The sequence below is a fragment of the Microcystis sp. M20BS1 genome, from assembly GCF_020245305.1.
Lineage (GTDB): Bacteria > Cyanobacteriota > Cyanobacteriia > Cyanobacteriales > Microcystaceae > Microcystis > Microcystis ichthyoblabe_A.
Map to the genome: position 1 here is coordinate 75,461 of NZ_JADBUZ010000105.1, position 18,551 is coordinate 94,011.

The 18,551-nt window shown below is 45.5% G+C and carries 16 protein-coding genes and 1 pseudogene; 8 read left to right on the forward strand and 9 right to left on the reverse strand.

The genetic code is table 11. The features are described from left to right. Positions 1-99: 99 nt before the first annotated feature. Positions 100-969, reverse strand: a complete 870-nt coding sequence (locus tag IM507_RS11005) for an MBL fold metallo-hydrolase (protein ID WP_287637000.1) — start codon at positions 967-969, stop codon at positions 100-102. 131 nt (positions 970-1,100) lie between these two features. On the opposite strand from IM507_RS11005, the pseudogene IM507_RS11010 reads away from it, so the two are divergent. After that, positions 1,101-1,418: pseudogene (locus tag IM507_RS11010) on the forward strand (class I SAM-dependent methyltransferase); the annotation flags it as partial. A 4-nt stretch (positions 1,419-1,422) separates the two neighbouring features. Here IM507_RS11010 and IM507_RS11015 read toward each other — a convergent pair. The 5 genes from IM507_RS11015 to IM507_RS11035 all read right to left on the reverse strand — a co-directional run bounded on the left by IM507_RS11015 (position 1,423) and on the right by IM507_RS11035 (position 6,457). Next, positions 1,423-2,409: a DMT family transporter gene (locus tag IM507_RS11015; RefSeq protein WP_002738136.1), complete on the reverse strand. Its 987-nt coding sequence runs from the start codon at positions 2,407-2,409 to the stop codon at positions 1,423-1,425. Positions 2,410-2,476: 67 nt separating this feature from the next. Further along, on the reverse strand, positions 2,477-3,520 hold the full coding sequence (locus IM507_RS11020) for an AI-2E family transporter (protein WP_004156985.1): 1,044 nt from the start codon (positions 3,518-3,520) through the stop codon (positions 2,477-2,479). A 29-nt stretch (positions 3,521-3,549) separates the two neighbouring features. After that, entirely contained in the window at positions 3,550-4,410 is an 861-nt protein-coding gene (locus IM507_RS11025) for a shikimate dehydrogenase (protein ID WP_190537217.1), read from the reverse strand. Between the two features lie 278 nt (positions 4,411-4,688). After that, a complete protein-coding gene (locus IM507_RS11030) occupies positions 4,689-5,066 on the reverse strand; it encodes a hypothetical protein (RefSeq protein WP_002754350.1) in 378 nt (125 codons plus the stop codon). Between the two features lie 395 nt (positions 5,067-5,461). Continuing rightward, positions 5,462-6,457, reverse strand: coding sequence for an amino acid ABC transporter permease (locus IM507_RS11035; protein WP_069474673.1), 996 nt, complete (start codon positions 6,455-6,457; stop codon positions 5,462-5,464). Positions 6,458-6,542: 85 nt separating this feature from the next. Between IM507_RS11035 and IM507_RS11040 the strand changes: the two genes are divergently transcribed. The 3 genes from IM507_RS11040 (at position 6,543) to IM507_RS11050 (ending at position 8,009) form a co-directional block, all read left to right on the forward strand. Continuing rightward, positions 6,543-7,058: a single-stranded DNA-binding protein gene (locus tag IM507_RS11040; protein ID WP_287637002.1), complete on the forward strand. Its 516-nt coding sequence runs from the start codon at positions 6,543-6,545 to the stop codon at positions 7,056-7,058. Between the two features lie 214 nt (positions 7,059-7,272). Continuing rightward, complete coding sequence (locus IM507_RS11045) at positions 7,273-7,524, forward strand: UPF0175 family protein (protein ID WP_002754345.1); 252 nt, start codon at positions 7,273-7,275, stop codon at positions 7,522-7,524. Then, positions 7,521-8,009, forward strand: a complete 489-nt coding sequence (locus IM507_RS11050) for a PIN domain-containing protein (RefSeq protein ID WP_123230457.1) — start codon at positions 7,521-7,523, stop codon at positions 8,007-8,009. The genes IM507_RS11045 and IM507_RS11050 overlap by 4 nt, the downstream gene beginning before the upstream one ends. 285 nt (positions 8,010-8,294) lie before the next feature. Here IM507_RS11050 and IM507_RS11055 read toward each other — a convergent pair whose 3' ends face one another. Then, on the reverse strand, positions 8,295-9,866 hold the full coding sequence (locus tag IM507_RS11055; RefSeq protein WP_123230458.1) for a Na+/H+ antiporter: 1,572 nt from the start codon (positions 9,864-9,866) through the stop codon (positions 8,295-8,297). 135 nt (positions 9,867-10,001) lie between these two features. Between IM507_RS11055 and IM507_RS11060 the strand changes: the two genes are divergently transcribed. Continuing rightward, complete coding sequence (locus IM507_RS11060; protein ID WP_194014799.1) at positions 10,002-10,541, forward strand: DUF3038 domain-containing protein; 540 nt, start codon at positions 10,002-10,004, stop codon at positions 10,539-10,541. 168 nt (positions 10,542-10,709) lie between these two features. Next, positions 10,710-12,044, forward strand: a complete 1,335-nt coding sequence (locus IM507_RS11065) for a DUF4335 domain-containing protein (RefSeq protein WP_287637003.1) — start codon at positions 10,710-10,712, stop codon at positions 12,042-12,044. A 15-nt stretch (positions 12,045-12,059) separates the two neighbouring features. Here the strand turns inward: IM507_RS11065 and IM507_RS11070 are convergent, their stop codons facing one another. After that, entirely contained in the window at positions 12,060-12,326 is a 267-nt protein-coding gene (locus IM507_RS11070; protein WP_002737176.1) for a TIGR02450 family Trp-rich protein, read from the reverse strand. A gap of 129 nt (positions 12,327-12,455) precedes the next feature. Continuing rightward, positions 12,456-13,070, reverse strand: a complete 615-nt coding sequence (gene lexA / locus IM507_RS11075; RefSeq protein ID WP_002737392.1) for a transcriptional repressor LexA — start codon at positions 13,068-13,070, stop codon at positions 12,456-12,458. Between the two features lie 690 nt (positions 13,071-13,760). Here lexA and nifJ point away from each other — a divergent pair. Beyond that, positions 13,761-17,315, forward strand: a complete 3,555-nt coding sequence (gene nifJ, locus IM507_RS11080) for a pyruvate:ferredoxin (flavodoxin) oxidoreductase (RefSeq protein WP_287637004.1) — start codon at positions 13,761-13,763, stop codon at positions 17,313-17,315. Positions 17,316-17,317: 2 nt separating this feature from the next. Beyond that, positions 17,318-18,343 (forward strand): dihydroorotate dehydrogenase-like protein, encoded by a 1,026-nt coding sequence (locus IM507_RS11085; RefSeq protein WP_002754321.1) that lies wholly within the window; start codon positions 17,318-17,320, stop codon positions 18,341-18,343. Positions 18,344-18,551 lie beyond the last annotated feature (208 nt).

Genomic DNA, 18,551 nt, shown 5'->3' on the forward strand with positions numbered 1-18,551 from the left:
CCAGATGAAGTTATGTCATTCTATCCTATCTCCGCCCACGGAGATAAGCTGTTGACCATCTACAGCAGTTATCTTCATGGTGGGGAACAGTGACTTAGATTACACTTCATCTATGTGATCATCTCCCGGCCGCAGTTCGATCGAGAGGCCTTCCCGGGCGAGAATAGTTTCAGGGAAAATCTTTCTTACCTGTTCCCCAATGCGATCAAGAAAATCGTCATTATGGGCGGGATCATGATGAAATAGAACTAACTGCTTAACTTGCGATGCTTGAGCGATTTTGACTGCCTGCTGCCAAGTGGAATGACCCCAACCCACCTTAGAATACTGAGGATCGTTGTATTCCTCATCGGTGTAGGTAGCATCAATAATCATCACATCCGCTTGCTGGGCTAAAGCCAGAACGTTATCATCAAAGCGATCGGGAAAATGTTCGGTATCGGTAATATAAGCTGCCGATAAACCCTGCCAATTTACCCGATAACCCACCGCTTCCCCGGGATGATTTAAAGGACGGGTTTCGACGCTGACATCGCCGTAGTGGAGGGTTTCGCCCATTTCTAGATCATAAAATTCTAAATCAGCCCGCATAATCTGCAAAGGCACGGGAAAATTAGGATGTGACATCTGATCGTGTAATGTTTGCTTGATGGTTGCTCCGTTGGCAGAGGGAACCCCATAGATTTTAAAAGTATTGCCCCTGATAAAAGCAGGGGTAAAAAAAGGAAAACCTTGAATATGATCCCAATGGGAGTGGCTGAAAAATAAATGGGCTTTCGCTGGACTTTCTGCCATCAAAGACTGTCCTAGGATGTGTAACCCTGTACCACCGTCAAAAATTAATCTTTCTCTACCGACTTGCATCTCCACACAGGAAGTATTACCACCATAACGAACGGTTTCCGAACCTGGACAGGGAATACTCCCCCGTACTCCCCAAAATTTAATCTGGAAGCAGTTGTAGGGCATATCAGAAGTTTCTCTACTTGTGCTGATGGGCTAATAGATCAGATTAGCACTCTTCCACAATTAAGGCAGTGACTTCATTCCTAACAGAACGATCTATGATTGAGGGTGAGGATCGTCACTTTTGCAAGAGCATGGATTTACAGAAATTCTTAGAAAAACTGCCCCAACAGTATCAGGATTGGGGATCGGCTTTAATGTCGCCTATTTCCGAGCAATTAACCCTTTTAAGCCAAAAAACTGCCTCTTATCCTGATCGCAATCTCTTTCCCCTGCTCAATCTAGCCGTTGCCTGTCTGCAACCAGACGAGGTTTACTGTCAAATTGGTTGTTTTCGTCGCGGTAGTTTAGTCGCCGCTTTCTGCCATAATAGCGATCGCTGCGGTTATGGCGTAGAAGCCTTTTTTAAATACGATCCATCGGGAGAAAAACTAACTGTATTATCTCAAGATTGAGTTAGTTGCTTTTGGGTATAAGTGAGGAAAGATTAGCAAAAATTGCCCGCACTTGTGGGGATATTTTTTCCCTTTGATTGATTAAATAAATACTAACAAGGGTTAAAGATACCCCCGCCCATTGCAATACACTTAACATCTCACCGAGGAATAAATTCCCGAAAGTGAGGGCAAAAACCGGAGTTAAAAAAGTCAAAGAACTTAAACTGGTTAAATTGCCTTTGGCGGCTAAATAAAAGAATATTCCATAGGCGATCGCACTACCAAAAATCGTGGCATAACTTAAAGCTAACCAACCATTTAAATCTACATTTTGCCATTGATGGGATTCGGTGAAACCTGAAGCTAAAAATAGCGGCAATCCTCCTAAAATCATGTGCCATCCGGTGGCGCTGACGGGATCCGCATGACGACAGACAAACCGGATTAACACTGTTCCCACCGCCATGGATAGGGAAGCCAAAAGCATCAGCATTTCGCCGCTATTTAGTAATTCCTGCCAGCTAAAGTCAATATTTACCGCTTTTTGTCCAAAAAAGTCATAAAACCATTGATCGGGCAAGCCGATTAAACTAATTCCCCCAATCCCTAAACCCAATCCTAACCATCCCCAGACACCGATAACTTCTTTAAATAGCCAACTGGACATTAAAGCCACCGCTAGGGGTTGGGAGTCAATAATTACCGATCCTAACCCCGCCCCGGTGCGATTTAATCCCAATGCCAGAAAACCTTGAAAAAGAGTGCCATCCATGAGAGCAAAAAGGGCAATCCATAGCCATGCTCGCAGGGTTTTGGGCTGAGGACGACCTAAAAACCAAGCTACCATTAAAACTAACATTCCGGCGGGAACAAGGCGAATTCCCGCCATAAATAGGGGGGTGGTGTGGGGGATAACACCCTTCATCGCTACCATCGCTGTTCCCCAGAGAAAAAACGGTGAGATAAGTAAGAGGGGCGAGGATTTCTTTAAATCTAGGTTTTCCATAGGTAGCGATCGAGTTTTGTAGATAACAAATTTCCCTAATTGTATAGTAGAAACTGGGGATCAGCCCTTAATTCTCCTGACTTTCTTTTAACTGATTTTCCTCTAAATCTGTTATTGGTTTTTCTTCCCCGTAACTGATCCAGATCGCAATCATCCCAGCGATAGGAATGGAGAGAAAAACCCCTAATAATCCCGCAATTCTTTCGCCGATAAAGAGGGATAAAAACAAAATTACTGGGTTTAATTCTAGGGCATTGCCCATAACTTTAGGGCGAATAATATTATCTTGAATTTGTACCAAGACAACACAGACAATAAAAGCTTTAACGGCAATTGTTAGTCCTTGGGAGGTAAAAGTCAAGATAGTTACCAACAAAATGCCCAGGGTTGCCCCGATACCCGGGATAGCATCGATAACACCAAGAATACCCGCTAAAATTAGCCCATATTGAATTCCCAATAGGGAAAAACTTAAGAAACTCGTCACCGATAAAAAGAGCATTAATAACAGTTGCCCGCGAATAAATCCCAGAAAACTTTGTCGAAAAGACTTGGCAAAACGCTCCCGGTATGCTGGGGGGAGAAGCTGCAAAAAACCTCGCCAGAGTTTATCACCGTCGATGAGCATATAAACACTGATCACCGCCCCGAAAACGCCAGTAAAGACGCTGGAAAAAACTCCCTGTACGATCGATAAACCCGTGGCTAAACCAGTTTGTAGGGTTCCCACCATTTTATTCAAATCTAATCGATCGAGAAAGTCTTTAAAGGGTAAAAAATCTTGTTGACCCAAGGCATCGGTAAGATTGAATAGTAGTCCTTTCCCCTGACTAACTGCTTCTAATCCTATGCCTGTGACTAATCTAAATAGGAGGATAAAAGCTACTATGGTGGTAATAGCAATGGCTAGTCCTCTCGGTAGATAACGAGATAACCAAACCACGGGATAATTTAATAGAGCAGCCAGGATCGCTGAACCAGTAAAAATAGCGATTATCCCGTAGAAATAGTTAATTAAGATAATCAGACTCCAGCCACAACCAAATAATAATAGATAGCGCACTAGAATCGAGTTATTCAGAGTTTTCCAAAAGGAGCTAGAAGGGGTCATAAATCAAGCCAGAAATAGGATTTTAGCATTTAGAATTGTTTTAACAAAGCTTCCCGCATGACCGAGACGGGGACGGGTTGACCTAACCAGATTTCTAGCGCGATCGCTCCCTGATTAACTAACATTTCTAACCCATCAATAATTCTTATCCCTCTAGTCTGGGCCAACCGGAGAAATTTGGTCGGTCGGGGATTATAAATTAGATCGTAGGCGATCGCCGATGAGGGCAAAAGGTCTAATAATTCTAACTCAACTGGGGATTGTTCGCCCTGGGGGGACATTCCGATGGGGGTAGAATTAATCAGGAGTTCTGTGGTGGGTAGCATCCCCTCTAATTCGTCCCAGCCATGCACTTCTAGGAGGTCATAGAGGCTGGTATTCGCCCAACTTTCTTTAAAAGGATCTAATTTCTTTTGATTGCGTCCTACCACATGAATTTCGCCACAGCCCAACTGGGCGCAAGCCACCACTACCGCCCGGGCAGCGCCGCCATTGCCTAAAATAACTGGATTCACCTGACTCCAATCTTTGTCAAGGGATTTCAAGGGTGCGAGAAAGCCATCCACATCGGTATTTGTTCCCTGCCAGCCGGTTTCCGTGCGCCAGACGGTATTAACTGCGCCTACTAGCTTTGCTTTCTCCGTAATTTGCGATAATAAGGGAATAATTGCTAATTTATGGGGAATTGTGACGCTAAAACCCTGTAGATCGATGGCGGACAAACCAGCGATCGCAGTTGCCAAATTTTCCGGGGCGATCGGTAGGGGAAGATAAACATAATTTAGCCCCAAGGCATCGATAGCGGCATTGTGCATGGGGGGAGAAAGAGTATGGCCGATGGGATCGCCGATTACGCCTAATAACTTGGTTTTTCCGTTAATAATGGTCATAAAAAAAGGTGGGCTTTCCCCACCAAAGTTTGATATCAAGGGTGGCCAATGCTCACCTTACTATACTAGGGTTTGCTGAAAAAGTTTTTCCTGGGGGCAGGGTGTAGGGTGTGGGGTGTGGGGTTTTACCGATTTTGAGGGGGTCAATTACCTAATTTTCAGGGAAAAAGTCCAGGGATTTTTCCCTCGATCACTCCCATATCCATTACTTTTTGATGGCCAAAAGGTCTAAAAGTTTTACCCAACAAGGTTTTTAGATTTATTCAGCAAACCCTATACTATTTCTTGATTTCGCGGGCCATTTTCAGGAAAGGATTGATATTGTCATCGTTAGCGCGACGAACGTTATCATTAGCAGCGTTAGCCTTACTATTAGCCTCGGAAGTCGCCGATTTTGCCACAATACCGTTATCGGTGACTTTGCTGACTTCCATGGAAGAAATCTGTTTAATCGATTCGCCACCCTTTTTATTCGAGGCAGTTTTCGGGAAAGTACGTCGGATCGTGATCGGTGTCCGCATAAAGTCGATATTACCGAGAGTTTTAGCGTCATCGGGTTCCAAGTAAAAAGCCTCTTTCGGTTCCGGTGCGCTCATATCCATCGGTTCATCGACGTATTTCGTCTTATTGCCAAACAGGCCAAAGAATCCAGCCATTTTCTCGCTCTCCTAAATAAATATATTTACCATAAATTGCTGCTGATTGTTAAATCATATCAATATTTATGACAAAAAGCCAGGTAGGGTGTGCTGAATAAGTCTGTTGGTGGGGTTAGTAGCCGGTCATCAGTAGCCGGTCGTCAGTATTCAGGAGTCAGTATTCAGGAGTCAGTATTCAGGAGTCAGTATTCAGGAGTCAGGAGATTATTTTTATTTATTATCCCCACACCCTACACCCCACACCCTACACCCTACACCCTACACCCCACACCCCATCACCCCATCACCCCATCACCCCATCACCCTACACCCCACACCCTACACCCTACACCCTACACCCTACACCCTACGCCCTACACCCTACACCCCACACCCCACACCCCACACCCCAATCAACGCTGTTCTAACCTACGACTGGCTAGGGACATAGAATAACAGAAAATCCAGTAAATAAACGCCAAAAATAGATAAACCTCTGGATAATCGCCGATAAATTTCGGATTAGCTAAAACCGAGCCTGCCATACCCAAGAGGTCCACCAGTCCCACGATCGCCAGTAGAGAAGTATCCTTAAATAAACTGATAAATTGACCAACAATAGCGGGAATGACCGCTTTTAAAGCTTGGGGTAGAACGATCAATAATAAAACGAAAATCGGTTTTAAACCCAAAGCCCTGGCCGCTTCAATTTGACCTTTGGGAATCGCTTGTAAACCACCCCGGACATTTTCGGCCAGATAGGCTGCTGCAAAAAGGGTAAATCCGGCGATCGCTCTGATCACCCGTTCTGGTCTGGTCCCGGCGGGTAAAATTAAAGGTAACATCACCTGAGCCATGAATAAAATTCCCAACAAAGGTAAACCGCGCAATAATTCGATATAACCAATAGATAGCCAACGAATTGCCGGTAATTCACTCTGTCTCCCCAGGGCCAATAATACCCCCAAGGGAAAAGATAAAATCATACTGGCGATCGCTACTAATAAAGTTAAGATTAAACCACTGAGATCATCGAGGGGAATTGCCTTTAAAAATAATCCTCCCAATAGTAACCAAGCGATTAAAGGTAAAGTCAATAACCAGAGCAATCCCCACCAGCGTTGGAGAAAAGCGGGGCAATTCGGGAAGCGACCCCGGTTTAATTGCCAAGAAAACAGCGATAAAGCCGCAATTATCGTTAAAATCAGCCAAATTCGCCATATTGACTGTTCTGGATAACGACCGACTACGAATAAACCGATATTTTCCGTCACTACAGCCCATTTTGCCCGATTTATCGACCAATCAAGAAAACTTAAGCCACCCCAGAGGCTGAGAAATAGACCCGCAAGGGTTAAGATGACGTTGTACCAAGTGTTAAAGAGATTTTTTCTTAACCAGAGTCCCATAAAATTCCCTAACCTCCCCAGTGGTGATCATTGTACTTTTTCAGTACAATGGTGCTATTAGAAAAATTCAGACTGATTTTCGACCATGAACAGTTGCATTTTAATGGCTAAAATTGTCCGTCGTCCCGAATTACGTTATACCCAAGATAATCAAACTCCCTACGCTCAAATGTTAGTCGAGTTTTCCCCCAATCGTGCCGAGGCAACCCCAGCTAATTTAAGGGCCGTAGCTTGGGGAAATTTAGCCTCAGAAGTCGCTCAGAACTATAATGAAGGCGATCGGGTAATTTTAGAAGGTCGTCTCTCGATGCAGACGATCGATCGTCCCGAAGGTTTTAAGGAAAAACGGGCCGAATTAGTCATTAGTCATCTCTATCATCTTGACGGCAGCCTGAGTAGCGGTGAAATGGCAGCCCCGACTCCAGAAAAAGTCGTGCCAATCAATACCCACAAATCGAATAAAACTGAGGTGGAAAAACCCGTCGCACCTGTCTCCCCCGGGGACTTCGAATACGACGCATCCTATGAACTTTCTAATCCTTCCGCTTGGCAACCTAGCGACACATCGGTGGAGGAAAATTTAGACGATATTCCTTTCTAAGTACCCCAACAGAATTAATGGCTCTTCTCGATTTTGTCTGATAATTTTTGCTTATGGAATCGTGAAATGCTGATCGGGCAAGACTTTCAGCACTATTTTGACGGATATTCTATCAGTATAGACCTCGTTTCCACACAGAAACCAGAAGAGCCAAAGCTTTAACTGAGATATGGCAGGCTAGAAGAAGTAAGTATTAGCGCGTGAGGATGTCTCAATGCAAATTACCCTAAACCTACCGGATAACCTCAGCCAAGCCGAAACCTTTAACCAGGGTGACTGGCTCCGGGAGATTGCCATTGCGCTGTTTCAGCAAGAGCGGATTTCCCTCAGTCGCGCCAGTAAAATTGCCGGGATGGAAGTCATGGACTTTCAAAAACTGTTGGCAGATCGCGGTATTTGTGTTCACTACGATGTAGAAGACTTTGAGCAGGATGTTCAACATCTGCGCGATCGAGGCTGGCTATGATCGTCGTCAGCGATACCTCCGCCCTTGCCAATCTAGCGATTATCGATCATCTCTGGTTGCTAGAGTCAATTTACCAAACCGTTATCATTCCAGACGTTGTTGCTAGGGAACTAGCAGCCGCAAGCAATCCCATCATTCCAGCCATTCTCCAAGTCGGTTGGATTCAACCCCAACCCCTCACCAACTCCGAACTCGTTAACCAGCTTCAGCAAGAACGAGGATTGGATGCTGGAGAAGCGAATGCCATAGCCTTGGCCCTTGAGCTACAAGCTGATGATCTGCTCATTGATGAACGCTTGGGGCGGCAAGAAGCCCTGCGGCTAGGGCTGTCTATCATTGGTATTCTGGGCATTCTGCTCGTTGCCAAACAAAGAAGCCTCATCCCTCAAGTTCAACCTGTTATGGATACCTTGATTAGCCAAGCTGGTTTTCGTGTCAGTTCCCAGCTATATCAGCGTGTCTTAGCTTTGGCTGAAGAACTTTAGTAAAGGATAAGCCAAGATAGTCTGTGGAGTCGGTATCGATCGAAACTATCGTCTCCCATACCAATGGACTCATCCTAGTTTAGTAGGTTATCTATAAATTTATAAAAACTCAATCCCTCTCTTGCCCAAGATTACAGAGCCTAAAATCCAATAGGACGGTTATCAAGAGTCCAAATAGTTGTGTGAAAACTGTTTGAGAAATTTGTCTTCGATCTTTAGCATACTGAACTCAGATGAGCCGTATATTTATACGGGGAAAGTTCAGGTATGTACCCCAAAATAGTCCTACTGATCAGTAATTTTACTTTCAGCGAGAATTTCTTGAAGGACGGGGGATAAATTGCTAGTTAAACGGCCGGCTCGAATAAATTCAGCGTAGGTATCAGCTTCGATATCTAGGAGGGTTTCCCGAAGTTGTTCCATTGTCAATAGCTGTAATTGGGGATAACTATCGTTGAGAGATTGTATTTCCGCTTCTACGGTCTTTAACTTTTCTTTGACGAGATGCTGCTCATAACTAAAGAATTCGGGGGCAACATCGGGAGATTTATCTAACTTAGAAAGATAGTCTAAAACCCTTTTTAAAGCTACCCGTCGGGCTAAAAGTTCTGCATAGTTTTCTCGAATTGGTTGATCACCGATCAAGTCTAATCTCGATAGGAAAGTTTGAATAGTTAATCCCTGAACCAACAGGGTAAAGAGAACAACTCCGAAGACGATATCGATGATATCCTGACGATTGGGAAAAATAACCGGCACACTTAAAGCTAGGGCAATAGAAACGGAACCGCGCAAACCTCCCCACCATAAAACCGTTTTTTCCCGCCAATTAATTTTAGTTTCCATCAAGGCATTACTAACAGTTGCCAAGGCAAAGGTAGCCAGAAAACGGGCCGCCACTACGGCAGCGATCGTGATAAAAATTAAATTGAGATTATCGGCTAAACTGGAGAGACGAATCTGATCGCCGATGAGGAGAAAAACGATCGAATTGACAAAAAAAGCGAGAAACTCCCAGAATTCCGTGACTAATAGCCTCGTACGGGGACTCATGCTGATTCTAGAGCCAAAATTACCCAAAATAATCCCCGTAGTCACCACTCCGATTACCCCCGAACCCCCGAACTCCTCGGTTAATAAATAAGCACCGTAGGCGGACACAAGAGTTAAAGACTGTTCCACTAGGGGTAAATCGAGACGTTGAGTCAGATAGGAAATACCAAAACCCACTAAACAACCCACTGCCACCCCGATACCGATAAAAGCGGCAATCCGGCTAATGGTTGTCTCTAAGGATAGACCACTAGCACCGAGGGGAATTTCCACCAAAAGAGCGAAAGCGACCACAGCGACCCCATCATTAAATAAGCTTTCCCCTTCCAAAAGCACGGTGAGTTTTTTACTGGCCCCTAATTCGCGAAAAAGAGCGACAACAGCGACGGGATCCGTAGAAGAAAGGCTTGCACCCACTAATAATGCCGTAAATAGGGGTAAATTAGTCAATTCATCTAGGGTAAAACCAACCCCGAAAATCGAGATAATTACGCCGACAATAGCGAAAAGACTGACGGGAATCCAATTATCCTTCAGATCTCGCCAGCGCGTATTCCAAGCGGCTTCAAATAGCAAAGGGGGCAGAAAAATTTCTAGAATCAGTTCGGGGGATAGGTTCACCAGACGGATATCGATAAAAGCTAAACCTAAACCGACTATCACTAACAATAGGGTGTAAGGAATTTGGCGAAACCAGCTAAAAATCCTCGAAACCGTGGCCACACTCAGGGAAACGGACAAAACAATTAGAAATTGTTCCAAATTTTGCTTAATGACTTCATCAGTAGCGGATTCTAAACTCATTGGGTGGGAGGCAATCGGTGAGCGGACGTGCAAGAAAAGAACAATCTAAATTATTATTACACTTTAGAACCAGTGATTTTTTCTCCTAAACCCAAGTTTTTCTGCTGGCAATTCCTTTTATCTATGTCCTTGACTATGCCTCAGTCTGCCGAGTCCTCCACGGGTGAGGATTTACCCCTAGCTATCTCACCCAGTAACGAGCAGTTAGAGAGTATTAATAGCTATTTAAACCTGATTTTGGCGGCTTTAGTCTCTCTAGCTAATTTAGACTCCGAGTCTATCACCCAAGCAGCCCAAGAATTAGCCTTAGATGCAGATACAAGCGATCGCCTAGTTGCCCACCACTGGCAACCCCAGTCAAAACTTTCCCTCGCGGACATCCGTTCTCTAGTTCTCCTCCTCTGTCATTTGGCCCAAAAAAAGCAAGAGTTAATCCGTCGCGCTGTAATTCTCTTGGAACAAGTGGGAACTCAAGGACAAGAACCAGTTAAAACCACACTTTTGGGCAATTATATTGATAATTTTCGCTTAAAATACCCAGAAATATCGGAAAATAATCTCAGCGATTCTAGCCTTGCTTCCCTAGCCTGGAAATTATTAATCGATTTATTGTTCTACAGCAGCCCCCGCAGTCATCTCCTTCTCTGGCACACCCTTTTAGCAAGTAAAAAGTAAAAAGCCTATCAGTTATCAGTTCTCAGTTATCAGATGTAAGTTTTCAGTTCACCGATTACTGTTTACTGTTTACTGGACGGCTACGCCGTGCCTTTGGCAACACTGAAAAAAAGCTTCCCAGTTCATAATTCATAATTCATAATTCATAATTCCCACCGATAACTAAAAATGAGTAATCTAATTCGCAAATATACACCCCCCACCTGTACCCTAGAAATTTGGGGAAATAGTTCGCCTCTAGCGGTTTGGCTGGGTAAAAATGTCTTAAAGGATGCCCACTTTCAATTGCGCTTTGATGATCCTAGATTGAGTGAGGAAAAACAGGTGACGATCAAAGGCGATCGCACACAATTACAACTCCTAGGGGAAATTGTCGCTAATTATGTGCAGAATTTACTCTCTAGTCCCGTTTCTACCCTCTCTTTCGTGGCTAGTGGTTCCCCCGAAAGCCATCTCCCCTCCTTACCCTCTCTCCGTTGTCAGGGACTTCTGCAGCATCAATTATTTTTAGGTTCCCTGCTAACCGATCAGGATAAACAGGAGATCGAATTAACCACATCGCAATTATTCGATCTAGCCAATGCTTTAGGGGAGTATAACCATGAAAGCCCCCTAATACCCCCTTTAATTCGCCAGAAAACCCGAAAAAATGCCCTGATCTGGACGGGATTAATCGCCTCAGCCCTAATAACTATCGGGGGAATAGCGATCGCATTTTATCAACAGCAACAAGTGGCCAACAATGATTTAACCATCGATCCCAATAGTGCCAAGATTCCCCAACCCTTGCCAACGCTGCCTTTACCCCCCACGGGAACAGCCGCCCCAAACCCGCAGTTACCGGCAAATTTGGGCAATAAAACCCCTTTACCGCCACCGCCCCCCGTGGGAACCGTTCCAGCCCCAGTTCGTCCCTCTAGCGTCCCCCTGGTGATTCCGCCGTCCACTTTACCGCCGCCACCAGTCACAGGTTCGCTTCCCGGCGGCACGGCGATCGTAATTGAACCGAATAATCAGAACATCCCGATTACTGCCCCCCCCGTCACTGGCGCTCAGGGTACAAATGCACTGGCAAATCTTCCCCCCACCACGATGAATCCGAGTCCAGCACCGCCAAAATTGCCCAATTTACCGCCTCTAAGCCCTGTTAACCCCGAAAATGTCAATTTAGACCCCAAACCGTCCACAAGTACCGCTAAAGCCCCAGAGACGAACTTACTAGATACAATTCCCCAAGTGGCAGAAACCAGAGAATATTTTCAGTCCCGTTGGCAACCCCCGGAAAGTCTCAAGCATACTCTAGAGTACCGTTTGGTCTTAAATCAGGATGGTTCCCTAAAACAGATTATTCCCCTGGGACAGGCGGCGAAAATCTATCTCGATCGCACTAATATGCCCCTGCTTAATCAACCTTTCGTGTCTCCCCTCGATATCTCTGGTAATCCCCAATTGCGTCTAGTTCTTGGTTCTGATGGTACGGTGCGGACCTTTATGGAACAGTAATAGGCTGTACTGCATTTAATTTACAATAATCTCGTCGGCGCTGTCGGGTTGGTTCATTTCCGTTAGGGTTTGCCAACCTGATTGCCAGAGATTCGCGTCTTGCAACTGTTTAGCATTAATCCAGAAGCGGACGGTCGGATCGCAGGAAGCGACTAATTCGGCAAAAACCCATTGACCGCGATTTTGACGATTGACCACTTGAAAATGTCGCCAGCCCCATGTTTTTTGTTTTGCCGTCCATTTTGACCCCAAGAGATGGGGATACTTCTGTTTTTTGGGCATAAAAGTTAAAACACCTGAGTGCGGGATAGGCTAAAACCCTTATATTATCCTAGTTTGCCAACCCGATTCTTTTCCAGAAGCCAAGGAGAGGAAAAATGATCGGGGCGCTTAAGTGCGCCCCAGTTTTGGCTAATAACCGCGCCAAACACCAACCAAAACCCCTTGCACCTGTACTTGTTCAGTATTGGCTGTAATTGGTTGATATTTTTGATTGGAGGGTTGGAGAGTGATGATTTCGCCTTCTTGGTAGAAACGTTTTAAAGTAGTACCGTGGCCTTCGACTCTAGCGGCGACGATTTCCCCATTGGACACCCCTTCATTGCCTGTGAGAGAACGCATAATCACCAGATCCCCATCAGCAATATGATCCTCGATCATACTGTCTCCGGAAACGCGGAGAGCATAACAGTCTTGACTGCGTTGCAACAGGTTAGAAAGATCGAGTTTTTCTTCCACATCGGTGAAGGGTTCCACTAAACCACCAGCAGCGATCGCGCCTAGAACAGGTAAACCTTGCACTGGTTGTTTGAGAATCCGCAGGGTGCGTGCTTTTCCTTCTGTCCAATCAATATAGCCTTTGGCGCGTAAACGTTCTAAACGGCTTTGAATCGGTGCGGGAGAGCGTAAATTCATCGCTCGCATCATTTGCCGGATGGAAGGGGCGTGCTGAGTAGTGCGAATGTACTCAATTAGCCAGTCGTACAACTCCTGTTGCGCTTGAGTAAGGGATTCGAGGTTAGTCATGATCTATTTTCCTATCCTTGGGTTAAGATAATTTGTACTTTAGTTCATTTGTGTTTAACCTAGTACATCTTAACTTCATCGGCTGACTAAATCAACTGGTTATTAGATCTCTTGCAAAAATCAAAAATTGTCGTGCTTGGTTAGGAGACTCCGAGACAGGAGACTCCGAGACAGGAGACTCCGAGACAGGGGATTATTTCTATTTATTCTTCCGACACCCCACACCCTACACCCCACACCCTGCCACCACCGAAAAACTTTTTGCCGCAAACCCTAATTAATAATTCATAATTCCTTCTCCCTGCTCATAGACAGTCTTAACGAGTAATTTAGATAGTCAACAGCTTATCTTCTGACCTAGCACTTTTTTTTAAAAAGTATCATTAATTTTTATCTCAATTCTGAATATTAATTAATCCCAGGGTCGGTTGCTGGCAAACTCAGCAGCGTATTAAGAAAAAATAACGAATTGCTAGAAAGCCCAGAATCTGGATAATGATCGAGGTGGAGACAGAAAAATTGCTCTACTTAAGCCTGTCTGCCGTAAGCGTCCAATAGTAGATAGGGAGTCAAAAGCGACGCTCAAGAAAATCCTTCGGTTGTCAGGGAAACGAGAGGATATTTAGTGCGAAATTGAGCCGTAAAAAAACTTAAAATCCCGACAAATATCGTAAAAACTAAGGGGAACACATGACCACAAAAACCTATGCAACCATAGATGGTAACGAAGCTGTTGCACGCGTTGCCTATCGTCTCAGTGAAGTGATCGCTATTTATCCTATCACTCCCTCCTCGCCTATGGGTGAATGGTCCGATAGTTGGGCAGCCGAACGCAGAGCTAATCTCTGGGGAACCATTCCTTCCGTAATCGAAATGCAGAGCGAAGGTGGGGCAGCGGGAACCCTGCACGGAGCGCTACAAACAGGCTCTTTAACTACTACTTTCACTTCCTCCCAGGGATTATTATTAATGCTCCCCAACTTCTACAAAATTGCGGGGGAATTAACCTCTTCAGTAGTCCATGTGGCAGCCCGTGCTTTAGCAGCCCAAGGGTTGTCAATTTTTGGGGATCATAGTGATGTCATGTCTGCCAGAAGTACGGGTTGGGCTATGTTAGCGGCTAATTCCGTTCAAGAAGCTCAAGATCTGGCGGCTATTGCCACAGCTACCACCCTAGAAACGCGGCTTCCTTTTCTGCACTTTTTTGATGGTTTTCGTACCAGTCATGAGGTGCAAAAAGTCGAATTAATTAGCGATGAAACTCTCAAAGAACTGATCGATGAAGACCTAATTATTGCCCATCGTCAAAGAGCTTTAACTCCCGATCGACCGGTGTTACGAGGCACGGCACAAAATCCCGATGTTTATTTCCAGGCAAGGGAAAGCGTCAATCCTTTCTATCATGCTTGTCCCGATATCACTCAAAAAATTATGGATCGTTTTGCCCAATTAACAGGACGGCAATACCATCTCTATGAATACCACGGTGCGCCCGATGCCGAAAGAGTGATTATGTTAATGGGATCGGGAGGGGAAACCGTCCATGAAACCGTGGATTATCTCAATCAAAATGGGGCTAAAGTTGGGGTTTTAAAAGTTCGTCTCTATCGTCCCTTTGCCGCCGAAAAATTACTGGCAGCTCTGCCCACCACGGTGAAAAAAATAGCCGTTTTAGATCGCTGTAAAGAACCCGGTGCTGGGGGCGATCCGCTATATTTAGACGTGGTAAATGCCTTTATGGAAGAGTACGAAGGCAAGCTGCCGAAAATTGTGGGAGGACGCTACGGTTTATCTTCCAAAGAATTTACTCCAGCCATGGTTGCTGGTATATTTGATAACTTAAGTCTCGACAAACCGAAAAATCACTTCACTATTGGTATCGTTGACGATCTTACCTTTTCCAGTCTGGAATATGACCGCAGTTTTTCCACCGAACCAGACAAAGTAGTGCGGGCAGTTTTCTACGGTTTAGGTTCCGATGGTACGGTGGGAGCTAACAAAAATTCAATTAAAATTATCGGTGAAGATACTGATAATTATGCCCAGGGTTATTTCGTTTACGATTCCAAAAAATCTGGGTCTGTCACCGTTTCTCACCTACGCTTTGGCCCCCATCCGATTCGCTCTACCTATTTAATCACCGATGCTAACTTTATCGCCTGTCATCAGTGGGAATTTATCGAACAATTTGACCTGCTAGAAACCGCTAAATCGAACTCAATTTTTCTCCTGAATAGTCCCTATCCACCGGAGGAGGTGTTTAGTCACTTACCCCGCCATCTCCAGCAAACTATCATCGATAAAAATCTGCAAGTTTATACGATTAATGCCACTCAAGTGGCCAAAGAAGCGGGGATGGGCAGTCGGATTAATACCGTGATGCAGGTGTGTTTCTTTGCCCTAGCGGGGGTTTTGTCGCGGGAAGACGCGATCGCACAAATTAAAAAAGCCATCCGCAAGACCTACGGCAAGAAAGGCGAAGAAATCGTGCAGATGAACATTAAAGCCGTGGATTCTGCCCTAGAACACCTCTATCAAGTCTCAATTCCCGCCACTGTCACCCCCGAAGCTTTTGAATTAAGACCACCGATTCCCGACACTGCACCCGCTTTCGTCCGAGAAGTCCTCGGCAAAATTATCGCCCGTCACGGGGATGAATTGCCCGTTAGCTCCCTTCCCAACGATGGGACCTATCCCACCGCCACTAGCCAATGGGAAAAACGCAATATTGCCCAAGAAATACCCGTTTGGGATGCAGATGTCTGTGTTCAGTGCGGTAAATGCGTTCTTGTTTGTCCCCACGCCGTTATTCGCTCGAAAGTCTATGATGAGGTCGAATTAGCCACCGCTCCAGAAACCTTTAAAGTCGCTAATGCCAAGGATCACGACTGGAAAGGGCTAAAATTCACCATCCAAGTGGCCGCCGAAGATTGTACCGGTTGCGGTCTCTGCGTTGATGTTTGCCCCGCTAAAAACAAATCGCAACCACGTCTAAGAGCGATTAATATGGCTCCCCAACTGCCCCTGCGGGAACAGGAACGAGTTAACTGGGATTTCTTCCTTAATTTGCCTAATCCAGACCGATTAAGCCTAAATCTCAATAAAATTAACCATCAGCAAATGCAGGAACCTCTCTTTGAGTTTTCTGGCGCTTGTGCCGGTTGTGGTGAGACTCCCTACGTTAAATTAGTCAGTCAGCTATTTGGCGATCGCATGATAGTGGCTAATGCCACCGGTTGTTCATCTATCTACGGAGGTAATTTACCGACAACGCCCTGGGCAGTTAACGCCGAAGGTCGCGGGCCGGCCTGGTCGAATTCCCTCTTTGAAGATAATGCCGAATTTGGCTTAGGATTCCGAGTTTCCATCGATAAACAGGCAGAATTTGCTGCCGAACTGTTACAAACCCTCGCTAGTGAAATCGGAGAAAGTCTAGCGGCAGATATTCTCAATTGTCACCAAGTCGATGAAGCGGAAATTTACGAACAACGGCATCGGGTAGAGGCCCTAAAATCCCGTTTAGGGGAATTAACCCCGACCACGCAGGTGAAAATGTTGTTATCCGTGGCCGATTATCTGGTCAAGAAAAGTGTCTGGATTGTCGGGGGTGACGGTTGGGCCTACGACATCGGTTATGGTGGCTTAGATCACGTTTTAGCCAGTGGTCGCAATGTCAATATTTTGGTCATGGATACGGAAGTTTACTCGAATACGGGCGGCCAGTCCTCGAAAGCTACTCCTCGCGCCGCCGTAGCTAAATTTGCTTCTGGTGGCAAACCCAGCCCGAAAAAAGACCTCGGTTTAATGGCCATGACCTACGGTAACGTCTATGTGGCCAGCGTGGCTATGGGGGCAAGAAACGAGCAAACTATCAAAGCTTTCCTAGAAGCGGAAGCTTATAACGGGCCATCGTTAATTATCGCCTATTCTCACTGTATTGCTCACGGGATCAACATGACCACCGCCATGAACCATCAAAAAGAAGTGGTGGAAAGCGGTCGCTGGTTAATGTACCGTTATCATCCCGATTTAGCTAAAGAAGGCAAAAATCCCCTACAATTGGACAGCCGTGCGCCTAAGCTTACCGTAGCGCAAACTCTCTACTCGGAGAATCGCTTTAAGATGTTGGCCACCAGTAAGCCGGAGGAAGCTAAACGTCTGCTCAAAGAAGCACAAGCAGATGTGGATACGCGCTGGCAAATGTATCAGTATTTAGCAGCAAAAGGTACAGGGAGCAACGAATAGTTATGAATCTACACACTACTTACATGGGTTTGCAATTGCGATCGCCGCTAGTCATCGGTGCGGCCGCACCCTTGAGCGAGGATATCGACAATATCAAGAGAATGGAAGACTTCGGAGCCGCTGCCGTGGTTTTACACTCCTTTTTCGAGGAGCAGATTAAACACGAAAGACTGGCTCTACACCATCATTTTACCCACGGAGCCGAGAGTTTTGCGGAAGCTTTGACTTATTTTCCCGAACCAGAGGTTTTTCACGTTGGTTCCGACGAATATCTCAACCATATTCGCAAAGCCAAAGAAATGGTCGATATTCCCATTATTGCCAGTCTCAACGGTGAGACCTCTGGGGGATGGTTGGAGTATGCCATTCAAATTCAACAAGCGGGCGCTGATGCTTTGGAGTTGAATGTTTATTATGTTCCCAACGACCTAGAATTAACCGGAAATCACGTCGAACAAAACTATATTGATATCCTCAAAATTGTCAAATCGGAGGTATCAATTCCCGTCTCGATGAAGTTAAGTCCCTACTTTAGCAATACGGCCAATATGGCTAAACAATTAGCGGAAGCAGGGGCCGATGGGTTGGTATTATTTAACCGTTTCTATCAGCCGGATATCGACTTAGACACCTTGGATGTTCACCCTAATATTATCCTCAGTAATCCCCAAGCAATGCGTTTACCCCTGCGCTGGATTGCCATGCTTTACGGTCGTGTAGCGACGGATTTTGCCGCTACCAGTGGTATTCATAACGCCATCGACGTGATCAAAATGATGATGGTAGGGGCAAAAGCGACCATGTTAGTTAGTGTTTTATTACGCCACGGTTTGGAGGAAATTACCAAGATCGAACAGGGTTTATTGCATTGGTTGGAAGAAAATGAGTACGAATCGATCGAGCAGTTAATTGGCAGTATGAGTCAAATGAATTGCCCAGATCCGACTGCTTTTGAACGGGTACAGTACATGAAAGCTCTGCAAAGTTACGAACCTGTTTGGAAACGTTTTCAAACCACCAGTAAATAAAAGTGGGAAGTGGGGAGCTTTTTTCAGTGTTGCCAAAGGCACGGCGTAGCCGTCCAGTAAACAGTAATCAGTAATCAGTGAACTGAAAACTTAAGTAGGTAGGCGTTAAAAATTATCAGCCACCCCCCTTATCAAGGGGGGCAGGGGGGATCGGCACCCCCCTTATCAAGGGGGGCAGGGGGGATCGGCACCCCCCTTATCAAGGGGG